The sequence below is a fragment of the Acidisoma sp. L85 genome, from assembly GCF_009765865.1.
Taxonomy (GTDB): domain Bacteria; phylum Pseudomonadota; class Alphaproteobacteria; order Acetobacterales; family Acetobacteraceae; genus Acidisoma.
The window spans coordinates 106,978-124,184 of sequence record NZ_LMUQ01000018.1 but is presented as its reverse complement, the minus strand read 5'-3'; the positions used below and the strand labels follow the sequence as shown (position 1 = coordinate 124,184).

The following is a 17,207-nucleotide window of genomic DNA, read 5'->3' as shown; positions in this document are numbered from 1 at the left end:
GGGGCATCTCCCTCGACGCACAAGCGACATGATACCGCGCGTCGGCGGGACCCGCTTCCGGCTGTTTCCCGCCTTCGCCGAAGACATGCCTCCCGATACTGTCGAGATCCCCTCACCTGCCGGCAGCATCGGTCCCGGCCCCTCGGACCATGCGCTTTACGTCGCCGATGCCGCCGCCAAGAGCGAGCCATATGAGCCGCCAGACTATGGCCCGCCCTACCGAGGCTCGCTGCTGCTGCCCGCCCTGCCGGACCAGGCTGGACATTTCGATCACCTCCCCCTGGACACCCCCCAGTTCCTGGCGGCGCACCAGTTCGGCTCGATGCGCTACACGCTGGATATCTGGGAGCGCTATCTGGGTCACCCGATCGAGTGGTGGGACCGTGACGAACATCCGCGCACCGAACTGATCCCGGTCGTGGACTGGCCAAACGCGCAGAGTGGCCCAGGCTTTCTCGAGACCGGCATCTGGAAGGGCCCCGATGGCAGCATGCAGCCCTACGCCCTGAATTTCGATGTGATTGCCCATGAGACCGGCCATCAGATTCTGTTCTCGCAGGTCGGCGTTCCGTCCATGGACAAGATCAGCGCGCCGTTCCTGGCATTTCACGAATCCTTCTCCGATCTCGTGGCGCTGACCGCCGTCATGCACTTCCCGTCTGTTCTGACCCGCCTGTTGGAACAGACCCGGGGCAACCTCTATGTGCTCAACCTCGTCAACCGCATCGCCGAGACTTCGGCGCATACGCAGATTCGGCTGGCCGCGAACACGACGACAATGGCCGAGGTCGCGGATATCGAGCTGGCCCCGGACGGCTCCTGGATCGATCCGACTGGAGAGAATCGCAACCAGCATTGGATCGCGGCCCCGCTAACCGGGGCGATCTTCGATGTCTTGGTGGAGATCTATCAGGATAGGCTGGTCGCGTCGGGGCTGATCCCGCATGACGCGAATGCCCAGGGCTGGACACGTGAGGAGGTGGAAGACGCCTTCACGGACTTGAATCAGGTCTTCTCCTCAGCTCTCACACGCTTCAACGAGGAGTTCGCCGCCGTAATCGGCTCCGCGCGCGACGCTGTCGGCCTTGCGCTCGCCCACGTCATGCTCAGCATCCGCCCCGAAGAATTGTCGTTCGAGGAAGTAGCGGCTCGGTTCCTCGAATCGATGTTGGAGCAAGGCTATGGCCCTCTCATGCCCGCGATGCTGGCGCATTTTCTTTGGCGAGGGATCGATCCGAGCCCGTTCCTGCAGTTCAGGCCGGTGCCTTTGCCGGGGCGGTCGATGCGCCGAGCCGGCCGATTCAGCGTGCAGATCAGCCCGCGCCATGGCGGCTGCGCCGGATGCAGTCCAGGCGGCGCGTTGCATGCTTCCCAAATGATCCGCGCGGCGCATGCCAATGGGGTGCATCGCCGCAAGGTAAGTGGCTGAATAAGACGCTTAGTGAATCCGAATTGAGCGGCTACTCTATTTAATTATGCACGATCTGGAGGCGTAATATGTCGGACTCGACTTTGGCAGAGACACTTTTCGCGGGCAGCACGGTTCGTCTGTTTGGGCACAAATTTGAGGGTCTCCAGCTAGAGACGGAAGACGAAGAACGGACACTGAAGGGCGCACCGCCAATTCTGCGCGCCTTACAGGAGCAACTAAAGTATCGAAACAAAGATGGCGATTTAAATCCAGGACTAGCCCGCATTTACGGCTTCAGCTACCTCGGCAATTACTACAAGCTCGCGCAGCCGGCGGTGTTGCTTGTGTTCGGTGAAGGCGACGCTATTCACGAGCCACTCAAGGATGAGGCGCTCAGCCTCGTAGGGGTGGAGTTTATGAACGAGACCTTCACGCCGGGCGTTCGGATGTGGGCTCAGGACCAAGCCGACTATACCGTGCGCATCGATATTTCGGCGGGCTGGTTGGCCGATGTGTTGCTGGAGCCAGAGATGAGCGACGGGACCAACATGACGACAGGCCAGACGCCAGCCACAGCCGGTCGGGGTCCAGTCGTCGGACGCGCCGCGATGGTTGGGCGGGCGGCGATGGTGGGTCGCGCGGCCATGGTTGGCCGCAACAATTCGGGCTCCTGAGGCCGGTTCTCAAACTCGGCGGGCCCCGCCGGCCACTATAGGCGTCCGGTCTGCCGCTGGCGGCCGGTTTGCGGCGTGTGGGGCGCCGCCCTGATCTCTGCGCGTAAATAAGCCTTGTCGCCGGGCGAGCGCGCCTAATGATGCCCCGCCCTACGGGTCCCCGCGCCAATGAATGCGCCGGTGTGAAGCACTTCATAGTCCGCCCTAGCCAAATGTGGCGTGATCCCCCCACGGCACCTGCCACCTAAAGGCTTATCTCTGAACAGACTTCGGTCAAGTTTTGGCATCATCCAGGCACCACATCACAGCGTAAACGGACTGCGCTGCACGAAGGAACCGCCATGAGACAAGATGAAACCTCTCGCTTCGAGGACGGCATGATCTCCCAACGCGCAGGTCTTGAGCGCGGTAGGAACCCCTACTCCCGCTGGACCTCCGAATGGATTGCGTGGCTCGCGGGATGGAATGTCAGCGCGCAGGAGCACTCCCAGGGGGGAGAGCCATTGGCCTGCTGAATTAGTCGCACAACTTCCCGATGCCAGTCAGATCACTCGCCATGTCCGCAACGAAGGAGACAATGACCGTGAGCGGCCAAGTCCATGAACAATCCACTCGATATTTTGGCGTCCTGAACGGCAAGGTGTATCGAATAAGCACCAATATGGACAGTTCCGAGAAAACGCTCGAACTGGTGCCATTTGCATTGCAGCCCCCGGCGACTATCGACCAAGGCGAGCCGGAGAACGCATCTCATCCTGCGGCCGCGGATCACCAGGCCGCGTCACTGGCCATTGCTCCTCCCTTAAAAGTCGCTTCGCGACGCGTGGCGAGGACGGAACCGATTAACGATGAAGCGCGCGCAGAACAGAAGGAGCGGGCCGCCCGACTCTTCAGTCGAGAAGACAGCGATCCGCTTCCCGCCGGGCACCCCGATCTCTGGAATCTTTTGGTCGCCGGCACTTGCCTCGAAGGCAGTACTTTCAGGTCCGCGTGATGGTACGAATAATCAGCCCGCTCGATATTCTCGCTGACGAGCCCGCCGTACTTTCTGCCGCAGCGACATCAGGCGCCGCGTTATGGTGTGATCAGTCCGGAAAGCTGCTCGACAATACTATAGACGACAGCCGAATCCCGGTCGCCCTTGCCCTGCGCGCGCGCCGCACGAAGGATTTCCAGCGCGGCCGAGGCTGCCGGTGCGGCGGCGCCCACGGCATCGGCGAGCCTGAGGGCCGTGGACAGATCCTTGTGCATATTGTCTGCCGTAAAATGCGGCGAGAAGTCATTTGCGATCATCCTTGGGCCCCGCGTCTCCATGGCGCCCGTTCGCGCCCCTCCGACACTCGTGATTTGTCTCACGCAGTCGGGATCGATGCCCGCCTTTCGCGCTAGCACAAGCGCTTCCGCCACGGCCTGAATGGCGACACCCAGGATCAGGTTGTTGACGAGCTTGAGGGTGGAGCCCGCGCCCGACGGGCCCGCATAAACGATCAGCGCTGAGATCGCCTCAAGGATTGGCCGCACGCGATCGACGGCCTCTTTCTCACCCCCCACCATGATGCCGAGCTTTCCGGCTTCCGCGACTTTCGGATTGCCGGTGACCGGGGCATCCAGCATCGCGATGTCCCGCGCCTGAGCGCGGAGCCCGATTGAACGCGACATTTCGGGTGCGATCGATCCCATGTCGATCAGGATCGTCCCCGGCTTCGCTTTGTCGAGAACGCCATCCTTGCCGCAGATCACGGCTTCGGATGCCGCGGCATCTGTGACCATGGTCATGACCACATCGGCGCTTAGGGCAAGTTCGCCGATATTTTCCGCCCACCCCGCGCCCGCTGCCAAGACGCCCGCCGCCTTGGATTTCGTGCGGTTCCAGACCACCACCTCGAACCCGCCACGCATCAGATTGAGGACGATGGGCGTCCCCATCAAACCGAGACCGATGAAGCCGATGCGCATGTGATCATCCTTCTCCGAGGACTAATGGCCGACATTACCAATGAGTGCCAACCTGCACCAATTTGGTTGGCTTAGACCTGACGGATTGTCAAGCGGAGCCGTCTACTCGCCGAACATGTACCGCCGCACATAGAGGATGTGGTCGCGAAGCCGCATCCGCGCCGCATCCCGGTCGCGATCACTGAGACTGGCGACGATGGCCCCATGCTGGGCCTGAAGTGCTTCCCGGTGCTCGGTCGTCATGCTCCGGGCTTTGAGCTGGCCCCACTCGCCGCGGGTCCGCACAACGGCCAGCGCCCGGGCCATCGCAACGATGGTTTGGTTGTGGGTGGCCAGGGCGATCGCCTCGTGCAGCGCGCCGTCCCAGTGCTCGAAATCCTCGACACTCGTCGCGGCGTTTCCGCCACGCAGGCAATGCGCCAGCCGGTCAAGATCCACCTGCGTCGCCCGCGCCACCGCCAAAGGAGCGAGTTCTGGCTCGAAGATGAGGCGGCATTCGACGACACCGGCAGGACTTAGCGAGTCGGCGCTGGGGAGGAAGGCCGCCTCTGCCGACATGGCATCACCGGCCTTGAAAGTGCCACGCCCGACGTGCCGGATGATCAACTTCTCTTGTTCGAGGACCTGTAGCGCGCGGCGCACCGTATTGCGGGCGACGCCGTAGGTATCGCCAAGCTCACGCTCAGTCGGGAGCTTGTCCCCGATACGCCAGCGGGTAGAGCCGATTTCACGGCCCAAAAGTTTGCGCAGAGCATCGGCGTCGCCCCGCGCGGGCCTGCTGTCGCGACTGTTCGGCATTGAATCGATTGAGTCGGAACTCATGGCACGGCCTTGACACACCGGACCCATATACTGCAACTTGGTTCTCGATTGGGAGCAGAAAAATTAAGAATTGGTCTAGATTGGATCACATATGAAGCTCGCGACGATCCTTCACAAGGGCCGTCCTATGGTGGCGGTGGTCGATCCCGCCGGTAGCTATTACTGGCCACTGGATGACGTCATTCCTGGGCTCCCGGACCGGGTTGCGCAGGACATGGTCGTGGCGATCACCCACCTCTCGCATCTGTCCGGGATGGACATGCCCGAGACCCCCGGTCATAGCCTGGACAGCGCCCGTATATTGGCGCCGATCCCGGCACCACCGCACAACATCATGTGCGTCGGCAAGAACTATCGCGCGCACGCGCATGAGTTCAGCAAAAGCGGGTTTGACGCAGGCTCGACGGCCGCCGACGCGATCCCCGACTATCCGATCATCTTCACGAAACCGTCCGGCTCCATCTCGGGACCGACCGACGACATTCCCTTGTGGCCAGGAACCGACGCCGCGGTGGATTACGAGGCCGAGCTTGCCGTCGTGATCGGCAAAGGCGGTCGCGCGATCTCGCGCGCCGACGCCCTGTCTCACGTCTTCGGCTACACCATCATCAACGATGTGACGGCGCGCGATCTACAACGCCAGCATAAGCAATGGTTCCTCGGCAAAGGGATCGACGGCTTCGGTCCCATGGGTCCGTGGATCGTGACGGCCGACGAGATCGACGGCAGCGACCTGCGCGTGACCTGCCGCGTCAATGGCGAACTGCGGCAGAATTCTTCGACAGCGGACCTGATCTTCGATGTGCCTCACTTGATCGAAACGATTTCGCGGAGCGTCACGCTTTGCCCAGGAGATATCATCGCAACCGGCACGCCCGAAGGTGTCGGAATCGGCTTCGACCCGCCGCGTTTCCTGGCGGAAGGCGATGTGGTGGAGGTGGAGATCTCCAGAATCGGAAAGCTGCGTAACGTAGTGCGCCGAGCGCAGGTGGAATCCACAGACTCCAAGCGCACCCTGATGGACGCGAAGTAGAGGAGTGCCGGTCATGAGCCAGAAAAACAAGGATCGTTTTGTCGAGGAATTTGGCGGCCAGGGCGAGTTGCTGATCTTCGTGCATGGACTCGGTGGAAGCACGAATACTTGGTATCCTCAGGCGCAAATCTTGAAGCGCGATCTTCGTCTGGTCGCATATGACCTGCCCGGCTCCGGCCGGACACCCGTGCGTGACAAAGTGACGATCGAGAGCTTCGTCACCGACCTCAATGAGGTGGTGGAACAGGCGGGCGGCGGTCGTGTGCATCTCGCCGGCCATTCCCTCGGGACCATCATTTGTCAGCATTACGCAGCACTTCATGCCGACCGCGTGGCGAGCCTCGTTCTGGTCGGCGGGTTTCCTGAGCCGCCGCCGGCCGCACGCAACGCCCTGCGCGACCGCGCCGCGAAGGTGCGAGCCGAGGGGATGGCCGCCATCGCGGATGCCATCGTCGCGGCCGGCACATCGGACGACACCAAGGTGAATCACCCTTCAGCCACAGCCTATGTTCGCGAAAGCATCATGGGGCAGCCCGCTGAGGGCTATGCGCGAGCCTGCGAGGCCCTTTCCGCGCTCAATCGCGCCGATCTTTCAGCGATCCGGTGCCCGACACTTCTGCTGACCGGCGACCAGGACCGAACCGCGCCGCCGGACACGGCCAAGGCGCTCGCGGCTGACATAGCGGGCGCCGACCTCCGCGTTCTGGATGGCTGTGGTCATTGGGCGACCATCGAGCGGGCAAAGCAGGTGAACTACGCAATGACTCTCTTCTACTCACGGCAGCGTTCCGCCAAAGCGGCTTAGCCTGCAGTGTGCCGCATCTTCATTTGCACGACCTGCAACCGCTACGCGCCGCCCCGCGCGGATGAAACCACGCCCGGCTTGCGCCTCGCGCGAATCGTCAAGGCGGCGGCCGCGCAGGACAAGGCGATTGCCGTGCGCATGGTGGAATGCCTCAACACCTGTCCCAATCCCTGCGCCGCCGCGTTCCGCGAGCCCGGCAAAGCCGTGATCCGTTTTGGCGGGCTTGAGCCCGGCGACACATCGGCGTTGCTCGCTGCCGCGACGACCTATGCCCAAAGCACGGATGGTATCCTATCGCCGAACACGCTGCCCGAGCGTCTGCGGAGCAAGATCGCAGGCTGCATCACTTTGGGCATTCCAGAACTGGCGAGGCGCTGATCGACGAGAGAACGACGATTAGAACCATGGGGAGAAAACGAAAATGGCGAGAACGCTATTTACCAACACGATGATTTTTGAGGGAACCGGCAAGACGCTGGTTCCAGGCGAAGTACTGGTGCAAGGCAACCGCATCCACTCCGTCGCCAAACCCGGCGAGACACTGCCGCGCGAAGGCGCCCAGGTTGTCGATGCGGGGGGCGCCACGCTTATGCCAGGCATGGTCAATAGCCATGCTCATCCAACCTACAACAACGGCACGTCTGTTGCCGAGCTGACCAATCTCCCGGTTGAGGAGCACGTGCTGCTCTGCATGCATACTGCGAAACTCAACCTGGACATGGGCTTCACGGCCCTCATCGGCGCCGCATCCGCCAAGCCTCGGCTCGATATTGTGATCCGCAATGAAATCAATAAAGGCCGCATTCCAGGTCCGCGGATGCTGGCAGGCTCCCCGGAGCTGACGGTAACCGGCGGTCTGGCGGATGATAATCAGCTTGACGCCAAGCACCCCTCGATCTCGATCATCTGCGACGGACCCGAGGAGTTCCGCAAGACGGTGCGTATGCTCATCCGTGAGGGTGTCGACGTCATCAAGTTCAACAACTCGGGCGATAGTTTCTGCTATCCACGGATGGCGGCATACGACAATCCGATGACTGACGCGGAAGTCGCTGCAATCTGCGAAACGGCAAATAATATCGGCAAGCGACTCGCGGCGCATGCTCACGCCGACAGCTCGGTTCGGCAATGCATCAAGCACGGCGTTGAATTCATCTTCCATGCCAGCTTCGCGACCGACGAGACGATCGGGATGCTGGAGCGCGTCAAGGACAAGCACTACATCTCGCCCGCCATCGCCGCCCGCTACAATACGACCTATGAGGCCAAGGACTGGGGAATCACCACTGATGTCGCCGAGATGATCGGCAACAAGCGGGAGCTCGAAGAGGGCATCAAGGTGATGATCAAGATGCACAAGGCCGGCATCAAAGTGCTGCCTTTCGGAGACTACGGGTTTGCGTGGCTCCCCCACGGCACTGAGGCCCGGGACCTGGAGCACTTCGTCCACCTGTTTGGCTTCGAGCCATGGGAAGCGTTGCGTGCGGCGACGGCCTATGGCGGGGAAGCCTGGGTCGGCAAGTCGGGCGAGAAGATGGGCCGGATCGCCGACGGCTATCTGGCGGACATCCTGCTAGTCGACGGAAACCCCCTACTCGACCTCAGCCTTTTGCAGGACCGGCACGCGCTTCTCGCGATCATGAAGGATGGCCAGTTCCACAAACCGTTCCAAGGACGCGTGGCGCAAGAGCAACAGATCGCGGCCGAATAGGACGTGAGGCGAAGGCGGGAACCGAAGGTCCCGCCTTCGCGCAATGCATCACCCCGGCACGGAGTCAAAATACCGCTCGACCCGCCCGATATGCTTGACCATCAGCGCTTCCGCCCGATCGGCATCCCGTTCCTGTATTGCCCTCACCATGCCCACATGCTGCTTATGCGATGCCCGGCACCGCGCAGGTTCGGCGGAGAACAGCTCACGCCGGGTTCGCGATATCATATAGAATGGGGTTACCAGCCGAAGCAGCACAGCGTTTTGGGTCGCGCGGAAAATGTCGATATGGAATTCGTAGTCCAGAGCCGAGGTGATAAGCGGCCCTGCGGATGTCTCAGAGAAAGCACTATTGGTTTGCTTTAATTTGGTGATGTCCTCTTCGCTTCGTCTTTCGCAGGCGAGTCGTATGGCCTGTACCTCGATGATTCTTCTGACTTTCACGCACTCCGCATTGACGCGCTTGTCTTGCGGCAAGCCCAAATCGCTGTAGAGCACAAGCGTCTCGAGGCTGGTCATGTGAGGCGATCGCGTGAGAAAGACACCGGAATTCTTCCGTCGTTCGATCAGCCGCATATTCTCAAGCTTTGCGAGCGCTTCCCTCAGCGCGCGACGTCCGACTGAAAACGCTCAGCCAGTTCGCATTCGGGATGGAAGACGATCACCGGGCTCGTATCGGCGATGCTCGATCAGCGACAGCACGGCCCCCGGAACGCGCTCCTGCTCGTCGCTATCCATTTCCAAGACGCAAATCCTCTCTGGCTCAGTTACCACGCCCGCTTCAATCGTTGATCGGTGCATGATGGCAACCACCAACTCCTCCTCGGTCACCGACTCAGCGTCAAACTCGCCGGTGACAATCCCCGGTTGCATGGTCAGAATCCGGTGACTGAGCCCCATGATCTCAGGCATTTCGGATGAGATGAGGAGCACCGCGAGTCCCTGCTCAGCCAAGTCAGAAATGAGGGAATGCACCTCGGTCTTTGCGCCGACATCGATGCCGCGGGTCGGCTCATCCAATATCAGCAGCTTCGGCTTCGTCGCGAGCCATTTCGCCAAAACGATTTTCTGTAGGTTGCCGCCACTCAGTGTGCCGACCTTAGCGCTTGAGGTCACGGATCGGATGTCGAGTTTTTTGCGGTAGTTCTGATAGATCGTTTCCTCACGCTCATTCGCGACGAAGCCGAATCGGTTTATCTGGCGAAGCAACGCCAGGCCTGTGTTTTGCCGGCTACCCATAGTGAGGACCAAGCCCTGCTTTTTTCGATCCTCGGGCACGAGGCCCAATCCAAGCCGCAAAGAATCCTTCGCCGATCGCATCCTTACTTCGCGTCCATCGACAAAAATATCGCCCGAGGTCTTTGTGCGAAGTCCGAAGATGGCCTCGGCCGTTTCGGATCGGCCGGCGCCGACCAGACCGTAAAGCCCTAGGATCTCTCCAGCTCGCAACGAGAAACTTACATTCCGCGCGAAACCGGGAACGGATAGGTTTTCAACACGCAGCACCTCGGCCCAAGCGCGTCGCTTCGCACGATGGAAATAGCGGTCCGCGTGCGTCCGATCATCAACCGCGTAACTTCATCTTCATTCGTGCCTCGAGTCCGCAGTGTTCCGCGAACCTCTCCATCGCGAAGAACCGTCACGCGATCCGATACGCGGAAAATCTCCTTAATCTTATGCGAAATATAGGCAATTGCGACGCCCTGGTGCCGCAGTCTCTGAATCGTCTCGAAGAGGGCCTCCGCTTCCGTTTCAGTCAGAGACGCTGTCGGCTCATCGAAGATCACAACCTCGCATTGAAACGCAGAGGCACGGGCGATCTCCACCATCTGCCGCTTTGCGATGGATAGCTCGCCGGCAATCGCGTTTGGCGACACCCCGACGTCATTGCTCTCGAGCACCTCTTGCGCCCGTCGCAGAAGAGTCTTCCTATCGACTTGGCCGAAGGAGAGCAGTGGCAAACTTCCGAGGAACAGATTCTCCGCGACCGAAAGTTCCGGGACAAGCGAGATCTCTTGATGGATCAGCAGAATCCCTTTTTCTTTGGCCTCGAGCGGGCTCGACAGCACCGCGGGGCGCCCCTTGAACAGGAGCACCCCGGCATCCGGCGCCTGGCTGCCGGCGAGGATTTTCATCAGCGTCGACTCGCCCGCGCCGTTCTCACCACAGAGAGCGTGAACTTCGCCTGCACAAAGGTCGAAGCTCACGCCATTGAGTGCAACCACGCCCGGAAAGCTTTTCCTGATGCCCTCGACTCGCATCACCACGCCGTCCGCTTCGGCGGAGGGCGACGAGTCGCGCGAAGAAACTTCCGGTCCGTTCATGTGCTATCCGTGGGCGACCCTGGTGACCCTTCCTAGAAGCTCGGCCGAGCCACATTGCCGATTGTTGCGCTTGTCACAATCGGCATCGGAAGAAAGACCTTCTTCGGCACGCTCATTCCTTCAGCCGCCATGACGGCCGTCCGCAGCGCGGTCTTCGCATCATCTTCCGGCGACTGCACCACCGAACCGTAGTAATCGCCCGCCTTGATGGCATCGTAGACGCCCCCGAAGATCGTCGCGTCGACCATCTGCACGTGACCTTTCTTCAGCTTTCCTTCGGCCTCCGCTGCCTGCACCGCGCTAAGCGCGCCTGCGCCCACGCCGGAGTCGACCGAGAAGACGCCATCGATCTTGTTGCCATAATGCGCAATATAATTTTCCATCAAAGTCTGCGCTTTTTCCTGCGAGAAATAGGCGAGCTGTGAATCGATGATCTTGATGCCCGAATGATCTTTGACGGCATCAGTGAATCCGTTGACATGAAACGCTTCCGCGATTTCAATCGCGGTCCCGGGTGTTTCCTCGGAAGGTTTGAGAATGATCGAACACCCGGCTGCCAACGTGCCGCCGATCTTTCGCATGCTCTCCGTCACGTTCCTCCGCCGAGATCTTACGGCCACCGATAAGTAGCTGAAGTTTAGTGTACATGTCCCGCATTCCAATTCAGACGAAGCTATTGCCGGGAATGAATGGGTGGGCTTTGAGGAAATCCTCATCGACCGGAAGTCCGATGCCGGGTTCATCTCCGATCTCAACCGTCGCGTCTTCCGATAGTGAGAACGCCCGCCCGGTGATCCCCTCGCGGATTGGATTGCCCGAGACGTCCGCCTCAAAGTAGCCGGAATTGTCGATCGCCATGAGAAAATGGATCGAGGCTGCCATGTTGAGTCCGGTCAGAGACGAGTACCCGCGCAAGCGCTAGACCTGCGGCAAGCGCTCCGAAGTCACGGCACTAGGCTAAGTCCACTCGCGGAGAGCGCTTCGCAGCCGTAACCGCACCAACAGCTTTTCCGCGAGGAGACCTGGAACCCGTGGGCTTCCTTAACTGCGCATAGTAGCTCCACAGCAACAAGGCCGCGACACCCCGGTAGGGTCGCCAAGCCTCGGCTCGGGCATAAAGCGCCTTTTCCGTCATTCTGACTGTGGCCCCATCGGCCAGCCTCAGTCCCTCTTGGAGCGCCAGATCTCCGGCCGGAAAGACATCGGTCCGTCCTTCGCAGCCCATGAGGTAGACTTCGGCTGTCCAGCGGCCGACACCCTTCACCGCCACTAAATGCGTGGTCGCATCGCGATCGTTCAAGTCTTTCAGCAAGTCAAAGTTGAGGCGCCCTTCTCGCTCAGCTTCGGCGATTGCAAGGACGTAGCGTGCCTTTGGGCCGGAGAGGCCGTACCGCTTGAGTTGTTCGACGTCGTGACGCAGCGCGACCTCGGCGGTAACCTGACCTAAACCGGCCTCAAGTCGCTGCCAAATGGCCAAGGCCGAAGCGATCGATACCTGTTGCTCGAGCACCAGGCGAACGAGGCCGGCGAAGCCGCGTTCCTTCACTCGCCATGCAAATAGTGGCGCCGCGTCGTGGGCACGGGCTAAACCCGTGTCAAGTTTGGCGAGTGCAAGGCGCGCGATCCGAATTTCTTCCGCAAGATGTCGCTTCATCTAAGTCGGACCCACGCTCTCCGTCGTCAAGATAAGCGTAACACCGACATCGGCTTACCCGATACTGAGAATTGCAATCTCCCTCTGCGGCGAAGGCGTCCAAACGACCATTTTCGCGGCGGCGACAAAAGTCATGCTCCTCTATACGTCCGGCCGACACCGGCAAGAGCACCCGCCAGAACAAAGCTTGATCGAGACAATGCGCTGGTTGTATTGGAGGCGCTAGTATAGCGCGGCTTGGCGCCGCCCACCGAGCGGATCGACCCGCTCCGGGGCCACGCCATATTGCCCGCATCCGGTAATGTGGAGCTAGGTGAGGTTCTGCGATGTCGCACCATTACGGCACATCGACCGCGCTTGAAGATCCGCCCATAAACACCTGTGATATGTGCCTATTCAGCGGCCGCTCCGGCACCACCGTCGTGGCGGCGACGCAAGCCTAGTCACGACAGGAAGCTGAGGTCTCACGACATGAAACCGCAATCCGAGCAATATGAACGATTCCGCGCTCTTCACGAGCAAAAGGGCGGTTTCATCATGCCAAACGCATGGGACGGCACCTCGGCATTGCTGCTGAAAGCGGCGGGTTTCGAGGCGATCGGAACGTCCTCCGCCGCAATTGCGTCCGCGCTGGGGAGGCTCGATGGCCGTCACACCATTACCCGGGAAGAGCATATCGCCAATGCCGAACTTCTCGGTAGACTTACCGACCTCCCGATCAATGGCGATTTCGAGGATGGCTACGGCACGACCTCGGCTGACGTTGCAGCGACTGTCGAGATAGCCATAGCCGCCGGTCTGGCAGGGATCGGCATCGAAGACACCAGCGGCGACCCTGCGGCTCCCATCCGGCCATTCGACGAAGCCGTCGAGCGCGTGCGCGAAGCCGCGAAAGTGGCGCGAGGGCGAATTCTACTGACCGGCCGCACGGATAATTTCCTTCAAGGCCGTCCAGACCTAGACGACACGATCAGGCGCCTCGTGGCCTTTGCTGAAGTCGGCGCGGATGTCCTCTATGCGCCCTATCCTGCGGATATGGATGCGGTCAAAGCGATCGTTCGGGCCGTAGCGCCGAAACCGGTCAACATAGTCGTCGGAACGATGGCTGGGGTCGAGCCTTGGACTGAACTCCAAAAAGCCGGCGTCAAGCGCGGCAGCCTGGGCGTATCGCTCTACACGAGGGTCATGGGTGATCTGCGCCTCGCCGCGAAGCAGCTTGCTGCCGGTGATCTCGCTTCAGCATCAGCGGGAATGAGTTTTCGGGAAATTTCGAAGTTGATCAGCGAAGCGGTGAATACGAAGTCGATGTAATTCGCGCATGGACACGGAGCGATCGATGCACTGCCACCGGTCGCTTCGTCTTGGACCTCTGCGTATTCGGAAGAGGAGTTTCCAATGGACGACCTATCCAACGAAAAGTCGGTTGAACTTCACGAACTCCGTCTGTGGTCTATGCTTCCAACCCCCACCACATCCCGACCAACACGCTTCCAAACTCTAACCCTGAACGACATCATCGCTCTGCTGAGCTCAGACAGGCACAAAACTTTCATATTCTATTCTGAGCAGGCAACAGCGGAAGCGGCCTTCGTAACGTCGAGCACCGCGACTGAGCAATCTGATCCTTCAGCCGCCAACGAAGATGAGACCAGCCTCGCCAACGACCAATGCAGCGAATCTTCTGCAGCGTCGCGAAGCCCGCCGCTTGCGCTGCAAACATGGCGTCTGCGGCGGGTCCAGGAATATGTCCGCGCTCACATTTCGGACACCATCAGACTGACGGATTTGGCAAACGCCGCTGGCCTCACCCGCATGTATTTTGCAGCTCAGTTTCGCGCTAGGATGGGAGTTCGTCCCCATGACTATGTCATCCGACAGCGAATAGCACGCGCGCAGGCGCTGCTCATGGTGCCACAGACGAAAATATCCGACGTCGGCTTTTGCGTCGGCTTCGCAAATCAGGCGCATTTCACGACAGTGTTCCGTCGCTACACGGGGATCACGCCGCATCGCTGGCGGCTGCTGCAATCCCCGGAGGATTTGGCCAGCCCAATGGCGGCCAGCCAGACCCGAGCAGGTATGCGTCTATCTGAGCGACATTACTCATCAAGGGAAAATCGCCGCTCGCAGGCTGAGCACGCTGCGAGCGACTGACTCGAGAGGCTATCCGTGGCGGCGAAAAGCCGACGTGAGATTTCGTCGAAGACTAAAGAAGCTCAATCTCCATCGGATAGCCGGAGAGCAGCTCCGGCCCATCCGGTGTTACCCGGATCTGTTGCTCGAGCTTAACACCCGCACTTCCGCCAGGTTCGCCAATATAGCTTTCCACGCATAAAACCATGTCTGCCTCGACCGACCCATCATAGCCATCGGAAGGGAAGTGCCGTGCCTGCAGGATCAACGGATATTCGTTCACCAGCCCTATGCCGTGCGCAATGGCTGGCAACGTGTTTTGGAGGTAGGGTTCGGGTGGCAACCATGCCTTCTCCGCGATCTCGCGGAACGATGCACCGACCTGGAACAAGTCCATATTGCGCCGCACCTGCTCATGCGCCAATGCGTAAAGTCGCCGCTGTGCACTCGTTGCGGGCCGATCGCCCGCGATCCAGGAACGCGAGATATCCGCGGCGTAGCCATGCGGTCCCACAAGGTCGCTGTCGAAGGAGACTAGATCGCCGTTCTCTATGATCCGAGCGCTGCACTCCTGGTACCATGGATTCGTCCTCGGCCCTGATGTGAGCAGGCGCGTCTCGATCCACTCACCACCGAGTTCGATGTTGGTCTGATGCAAACACGACCAAAGGGCCTGTTCGGTGATCCCTGGTTCGAGCGCCGCCCGCATCCGCCGCATCCCCTCCTCGCACACACCGATCGCATTCTGAATCGCAACGAGTTCGAGCGGCAGCTTTGTTTTCTTGGCTTCACTGATCAGTTGCTGGCCATCCGTGATCTCAATGCCCAAGGCCTGCAGGGCCCAAGTGCCGACCGGGTCCAACCGATCGACAGCGACGCGGCGCTGCGCACCTCCATAACGAGATACCAAATCCGCGATCTCCGCCGCCCAGACCGATGCTTTCTCTTGGACGCGTGGCCCGGTAACGAAATAGTAGAAAGGAATGGCCGGGCGAATCTCAGCAACCCCGGGATGGCCTAGGACAAGGTGCTCGCAACCGCTAAATTCGAACAGCACCACTGGACCATTCGTCGGCACAAAAACATACCGGCAGGCATTGTGCAGGCCATAGACCTGCATGTTGGACGTCCCCGTCGCATAGCGAATATTGGTGGGGTCGAAGAAGACGGCGCCCGCCAGATCGGCCGTATCCAACACTTGCCGGAGCCGAGCCAGCCGCTCCAGATCGAGCGTCGGTTCATCTAGTGGTAGGGGTCGAAATACCGACAGGTGTAGCCCCTTCTCTCTCGTGTAGCTGATTGCGGAACGCTTGCCTGGCAATCCTAGGCCCTCTTGAGGAAGCGCTGCAAATTTCACTGGCGACAGCGCAGGCTTCCGGGGCCATCCGTATAGCCTGCCATATGCGACCAGTTCGGTGATTCCTTCGCCTCCGTCATTACATTTGTATTGCAGGCTAAGTTTTGCTCAATAGCGGCCCCGAGGGCAGCCTCCGGTAAGGCCAATTCTTCAAGAAGAGCTTGGAGCCTTGGTGGCTCCCCCAGGTCTCAAAACGAGCGAGAGTCATCGATCTGTGCATCGCCGCGGGACAAGCCGATGTCAGCAACCGTGCGGGCGCTCATTTCTCAAAGCTCGTCCCGTTCGCGGGAAATTCGTCTCGCGCGCATCAGAACGCCCCATAATCCTCCGCAACGATCTGCCGCGTCGCGCTTTAGCCGCATTAAAGATCGATACTCCGAAAAAAGTCCGCATGGATTTTGTGTACGATGACATGATTCTCTACTCCCTTTGGCCGGGTTCCGGCGTCTGCAGCGCAATTGAAGGCCCGGGAAGTGCGGCACCGGTTCATTGTCCGGGCCGCTCCAGGCCTCATCTATTATGGGTGCCGCGCCCCGGCCTCGGCCCAATCGAGGAACACCCGGGCTATGCCTACGCCCTGCCTATGGACCGCCCGCGTGTGGGCGGAATTTCGCGCCGGAAACCTGACCCGCCACCTGCGCGACGTGCTGCTGACCTTCCGCGGCCACAGCGGCGCTTCCTGGCCGAGCCATGCCACCCTGGCCAACCGCGCCAAATGCTCCGTGAAGACGGTGCAGCGCGCCCTGAAGCAAGGCGACCATCTGGGCCAAGTGTCTTGGATTGAACGCCGCGTGCGGGCCGGGTGGCGGCTCCTGCGCACGAGCAACAGCTACCACTTCCGCCTGCTGAAACGCCAGTCGCGCAGGCCATGCGTCCACCGCGCCGCCGAATTCCATCCACTGTCGGACTCAGGGTCTGCGTAGAGGAAAGTAAGCTTAAGAAAGTGGCCCTAAGACAGCTGCTGGCAGAAGCAGCGCGGCTGCCAAACCTCCTGGCGGCACGTCGGGCAACGATCGAGCAGCATGACCTAACGTCGCAAGACAGGTTGCTCAGGAAATGAAAAGCGCTTGCGTGCGGCAACCGGCACTCGAAGCTTCGTTGGAGTTAGAGTGATCGTGGAGTTGTGGACCAAGCAGTCGGCAGCCCTAACGGCCGATCGCAGATGGTGCACCTCTCCAACTTGGGACTTCACAGAGTAGAATGTTCATGGTCTGTTCCCTCCGCAATAGGAGCTCTCATGGACAACCAAGCTAGGCTGATCACCTCAGACCTTTACCTGCCCGATGAAACAGAGCTCCAGAGGGTCATTCGGATGGGGGTCGAAAGC

At 60.3% G+C, this 17,207-nt stretch carries 19 protein-coding genes; 10 read left to right on the top strand and 9 right to left on the bottom strand.

All coding sequences use genetic code 11. The features are described from left to right. The first annotated feature begins 28 nt into the window (after nt 1-28). From GSQ83_RS03485 to GSQ83_RS03475, 3 genes are all read left to right on the top strand, one after another. Complete coding sequence (locus GSQ83_RS03485; RefSeq protein WP_158801487.1) at nt 29-1,429, top strand: hypothetical protein; 1,401 nt, start codon at nt 29-31, stop codon at nt 1,427-1,429. Nucleotides 1,430-1,497: 68 nt separating this feature from the next. Beyond that, on the top strand, nt 1,498-2,085 hold the full coding sequence (locus GSQ83_RS03480; RefSeq protein WP_158801486.1) for a hypothetical protein: 588 nt from the start codon (nt 1,498-1,500) through the stop codon (nt 2,083-2,085). A 577-nt stretch (nt 2,086-2,662) separates the two neighbouring features. Beyond that, nucleotides 2,663-3,079, top strand: coding sequence for a hypothetical protein (locus GSQ83_RS03475; protein ID WP_216849899.1), 417 nt, complete (start codon nt 2,663-2,665; stop codon nt 3,077-3,079). An 80-nt stretch (nt 3,080-3,159) separates the two neighbouring features. Here the strand turns inward: GSQ83_RS03475 and GSQ83_RS03470 are convergent, their stop codons facing one another. Both GSQ83_RS03470 and GSQ83_RS03465 read right to left on the bottom strand, forming a co-directional pair. Further along, nucleotides 3,160-4,041 (bottom strand): NAD(P)-dependent oxidoreductase, encoded by an 882-nt coding sequence (locus GSQ83_RS03470; protein ID WP_158801484.1) that lies wholly within the window; start codon nt 4,039-4,041, stop codon nt 3,160-3,162. 102 nt (nt 4,042-4,143) lie between these two features. After that, a complete protein-coding gene (locus GSQ83_RS03465; RefSeq protein ID WP_254065476.1) occupies nt 4,144-4,863 on the bottom strand; it encodes a FadR/GntR family transcriptional regulator in 720 nt (239 codons plus the stop codon). A gap of 91 nt (nt 4,864-4,954) precedes the next feature. Here GSQ83_RS03465 and GSQ83_RS03460 point away from each other — a divergent pair, with 91 nt between their 5' ends. From GSQ83_RS03460 to GSQ83_RS03445, 4 genes are read left to right on the top strand one after another with little or no spacing between them, the layout of a single operon-like run. Next, a complete protein-coding gene (locus GSQ83_RS03460; protein ID WP_158801483.1) occupies nt 4,955-5,896 on the top strand; it encodes a fumarylacetoacetate hydrolase family protein in 942 nt (313 codons plus the stop codon). A 13-nt stretch (nt 5,897-5,909) separates the two neighbouring features. Then, on the top strand, nt 5,910-6,701 hold the full coding sequence (locus GSQ83_RS03455; protein ID WP_158801482.1) for an alpha/beta fold hydrolase: 792 nt from the start codon (nt 5,910-5,912) through the stop codon (nt 6,699-6,701). 6 nt (nt 6,702-6,707) lie between these two features. Next, nucleotides 6,708-7,079 (top strand): DUF1636 family protein, encoded by a 372-nt coding sequence (locus GSQ83_RS03450; RefSeq protein ID WP_158801481.1) that lies wholly within the window; start codon nt 6,708-6,710, stop codon nt 7,077-7,079. A gap of 43 nt (nt 7,080-7,122) precedes the next feature. Beyond that, nucleotides 7,123-8,412: an amidohydrolase family protein gene (locus tag GSQ83_RS03445; RefSeq protein WP_158801480.1), complete on the top strand. Its 1,290-nt coding sequence runs from the start codon at nt 7,123-7,125 to the stop codon at nt 8,410-8,412. 48 nt (nt 8,413-8,460) lie between these two features. Here GSQ83_RS03445 and GSQ83_RS03440 read toward each other — a convergent pair whose 3' ends face one another. The 6 genes from GSQ83_RS03440 to GSQ83_RS03420 all read right to left on the bottom strand — a co-directional run bounded on the left by GSQ83_RS03440 (nt 8,461) and on the right by GSQ83_RS03420 (nt 12,390). After that, nucleotides 8,461-8,931, bottom strand: coding sequence for a FadR/GntR family transcriptional regulator (locus tag GSQ83_RS03440; protein ID WP_158801479.1), 471 nt, complete (start codon nt 8,929-8,931; stop codon nt 8,461-8,463). A gap of 111 nt (nt 8,932-9,042) precedes the next feature. Further along, complete coding sequence (locus tag GSQ83_RS29745) at nt 9,043-9,918, bottom strand: ATP-binding cassette domain-containing protein (protein WP_216849898.1); 876 nt, start codon at nt 9,916-9,918, stop codon at nt 9,043-9,045. Beyond that, complete coding sequence (locus GSQ83_RS29740; protein ID WP_216849897.1) at nt 9,870-10,736, bottom strand: ATP-binding cassette domain-containing protein; 867 nt, start codon at nt 10,734-10,736, stop codon at nt 9,870-9,872. Before GSQ83_RS29740 ends, GSQ83_RS29745 begins: the two co-directional genes overlap by 49 nt. A 32-nt stretch (nt 10,737-10,768) precedes the next feature. Continuing rightward, nucleotides 10,769-11,317, bottom strand: a complete 549-nt coding sequence (locus tag GSQ83_RS03430; protein WP_158801478.1) for an aldehyde dehydrogenase family protein — start codon at nt 11,315-11,317, stop codon at nt 10,769-10,771. Nucleotides 11,318-11,399: 82 nt separating this feature from the next. Further along, nucleotides 11,400-11,618: a hypothetical protein gene (locus tag GSQ83_RS03425; protein WP_158801477.1), complete on the bottom strand. Its 219-nt coding sequence runs from the start codon at nt 11,616-11,618 to the stop codon at nt 11,400-11,402. 70 nt (nt 11,619-11,688) lie between these two features. Beyond that, on the bottom strand, nt 11,689-12,390 hold the full coding sequence (locus GSQ83_RS03420) for a DNA-3-methyladenine glycosylase (protein WP_158801476.1): 702 nt from the start codon (nt 12,388-12,390) through the stop codon (nt 11,689-11,691). 471 nt (nt 12,391-12,861) lie between these two features. Between GSQ83_RS03420 and GSQ83_RS03415 the strand changes: the two genes are divergently transcribed. Further along, a complete protein-coding gene (locus GSQ83_RS03415) occupies nt 12,862-13,701 on the top strand; it encodes an isocitrate lyase/phosphoenolpyruvate mutase family protein (RefSeq protein ID WP_158801475.1) in 840 nt (279 codons plus the stop codon). Nucleotides 13,702-13,785: 84 nt separating this feature from the next. Then, nucleotides 13,786-14,544: a helix-turn-helix transcriptional regulator gene (locus GSQ83_RS03410; protein ID WP_158801474.1), complete on the top strand. Its 759-nt coding sequence runs from the start codon at nt 13,786-13,788 to the stop codon at nt 14,542-14,544. Nucleotides 14,545-14,596: 52 nt separating this feature from the next. Here the strand turns inward: GSQ83_RS03410 and GSQ83_RS03405 are convergent, their stop codons facing one another. Further along, nucleotides 14,597-15,844 (bottom strand): Xaa-Pro peptidase family protein, encoded by a 1,248-nt coding sequence (locus GSQ83_RS03405; protein ID WP_216849896.1) that lies wholly within the window; start codon nt 15,842-15,844, stop codon nt 14,597-14,599. Nucleotides 15,845-16,476: 632 nt separating this feature from the next. Here GSQ83_RS03405 and GSQ83_RS03400 point away from each other — a divergent pair. Further along, the gene (locus GSQ83_RS03400) at nt 16,477-16,803 is read left to right on the top strand and encodes a helix-turn-helix domain-containing protein (RefSeq protein WP_158801473.1); all 327 of its coding nucleotides are present in this window, start codon (nt 16,477-16,479) and stop codon (nt 16,801-16,803) included. Nucleotides 16,804-17,207 lie beyond the last annotated feature (404 nt).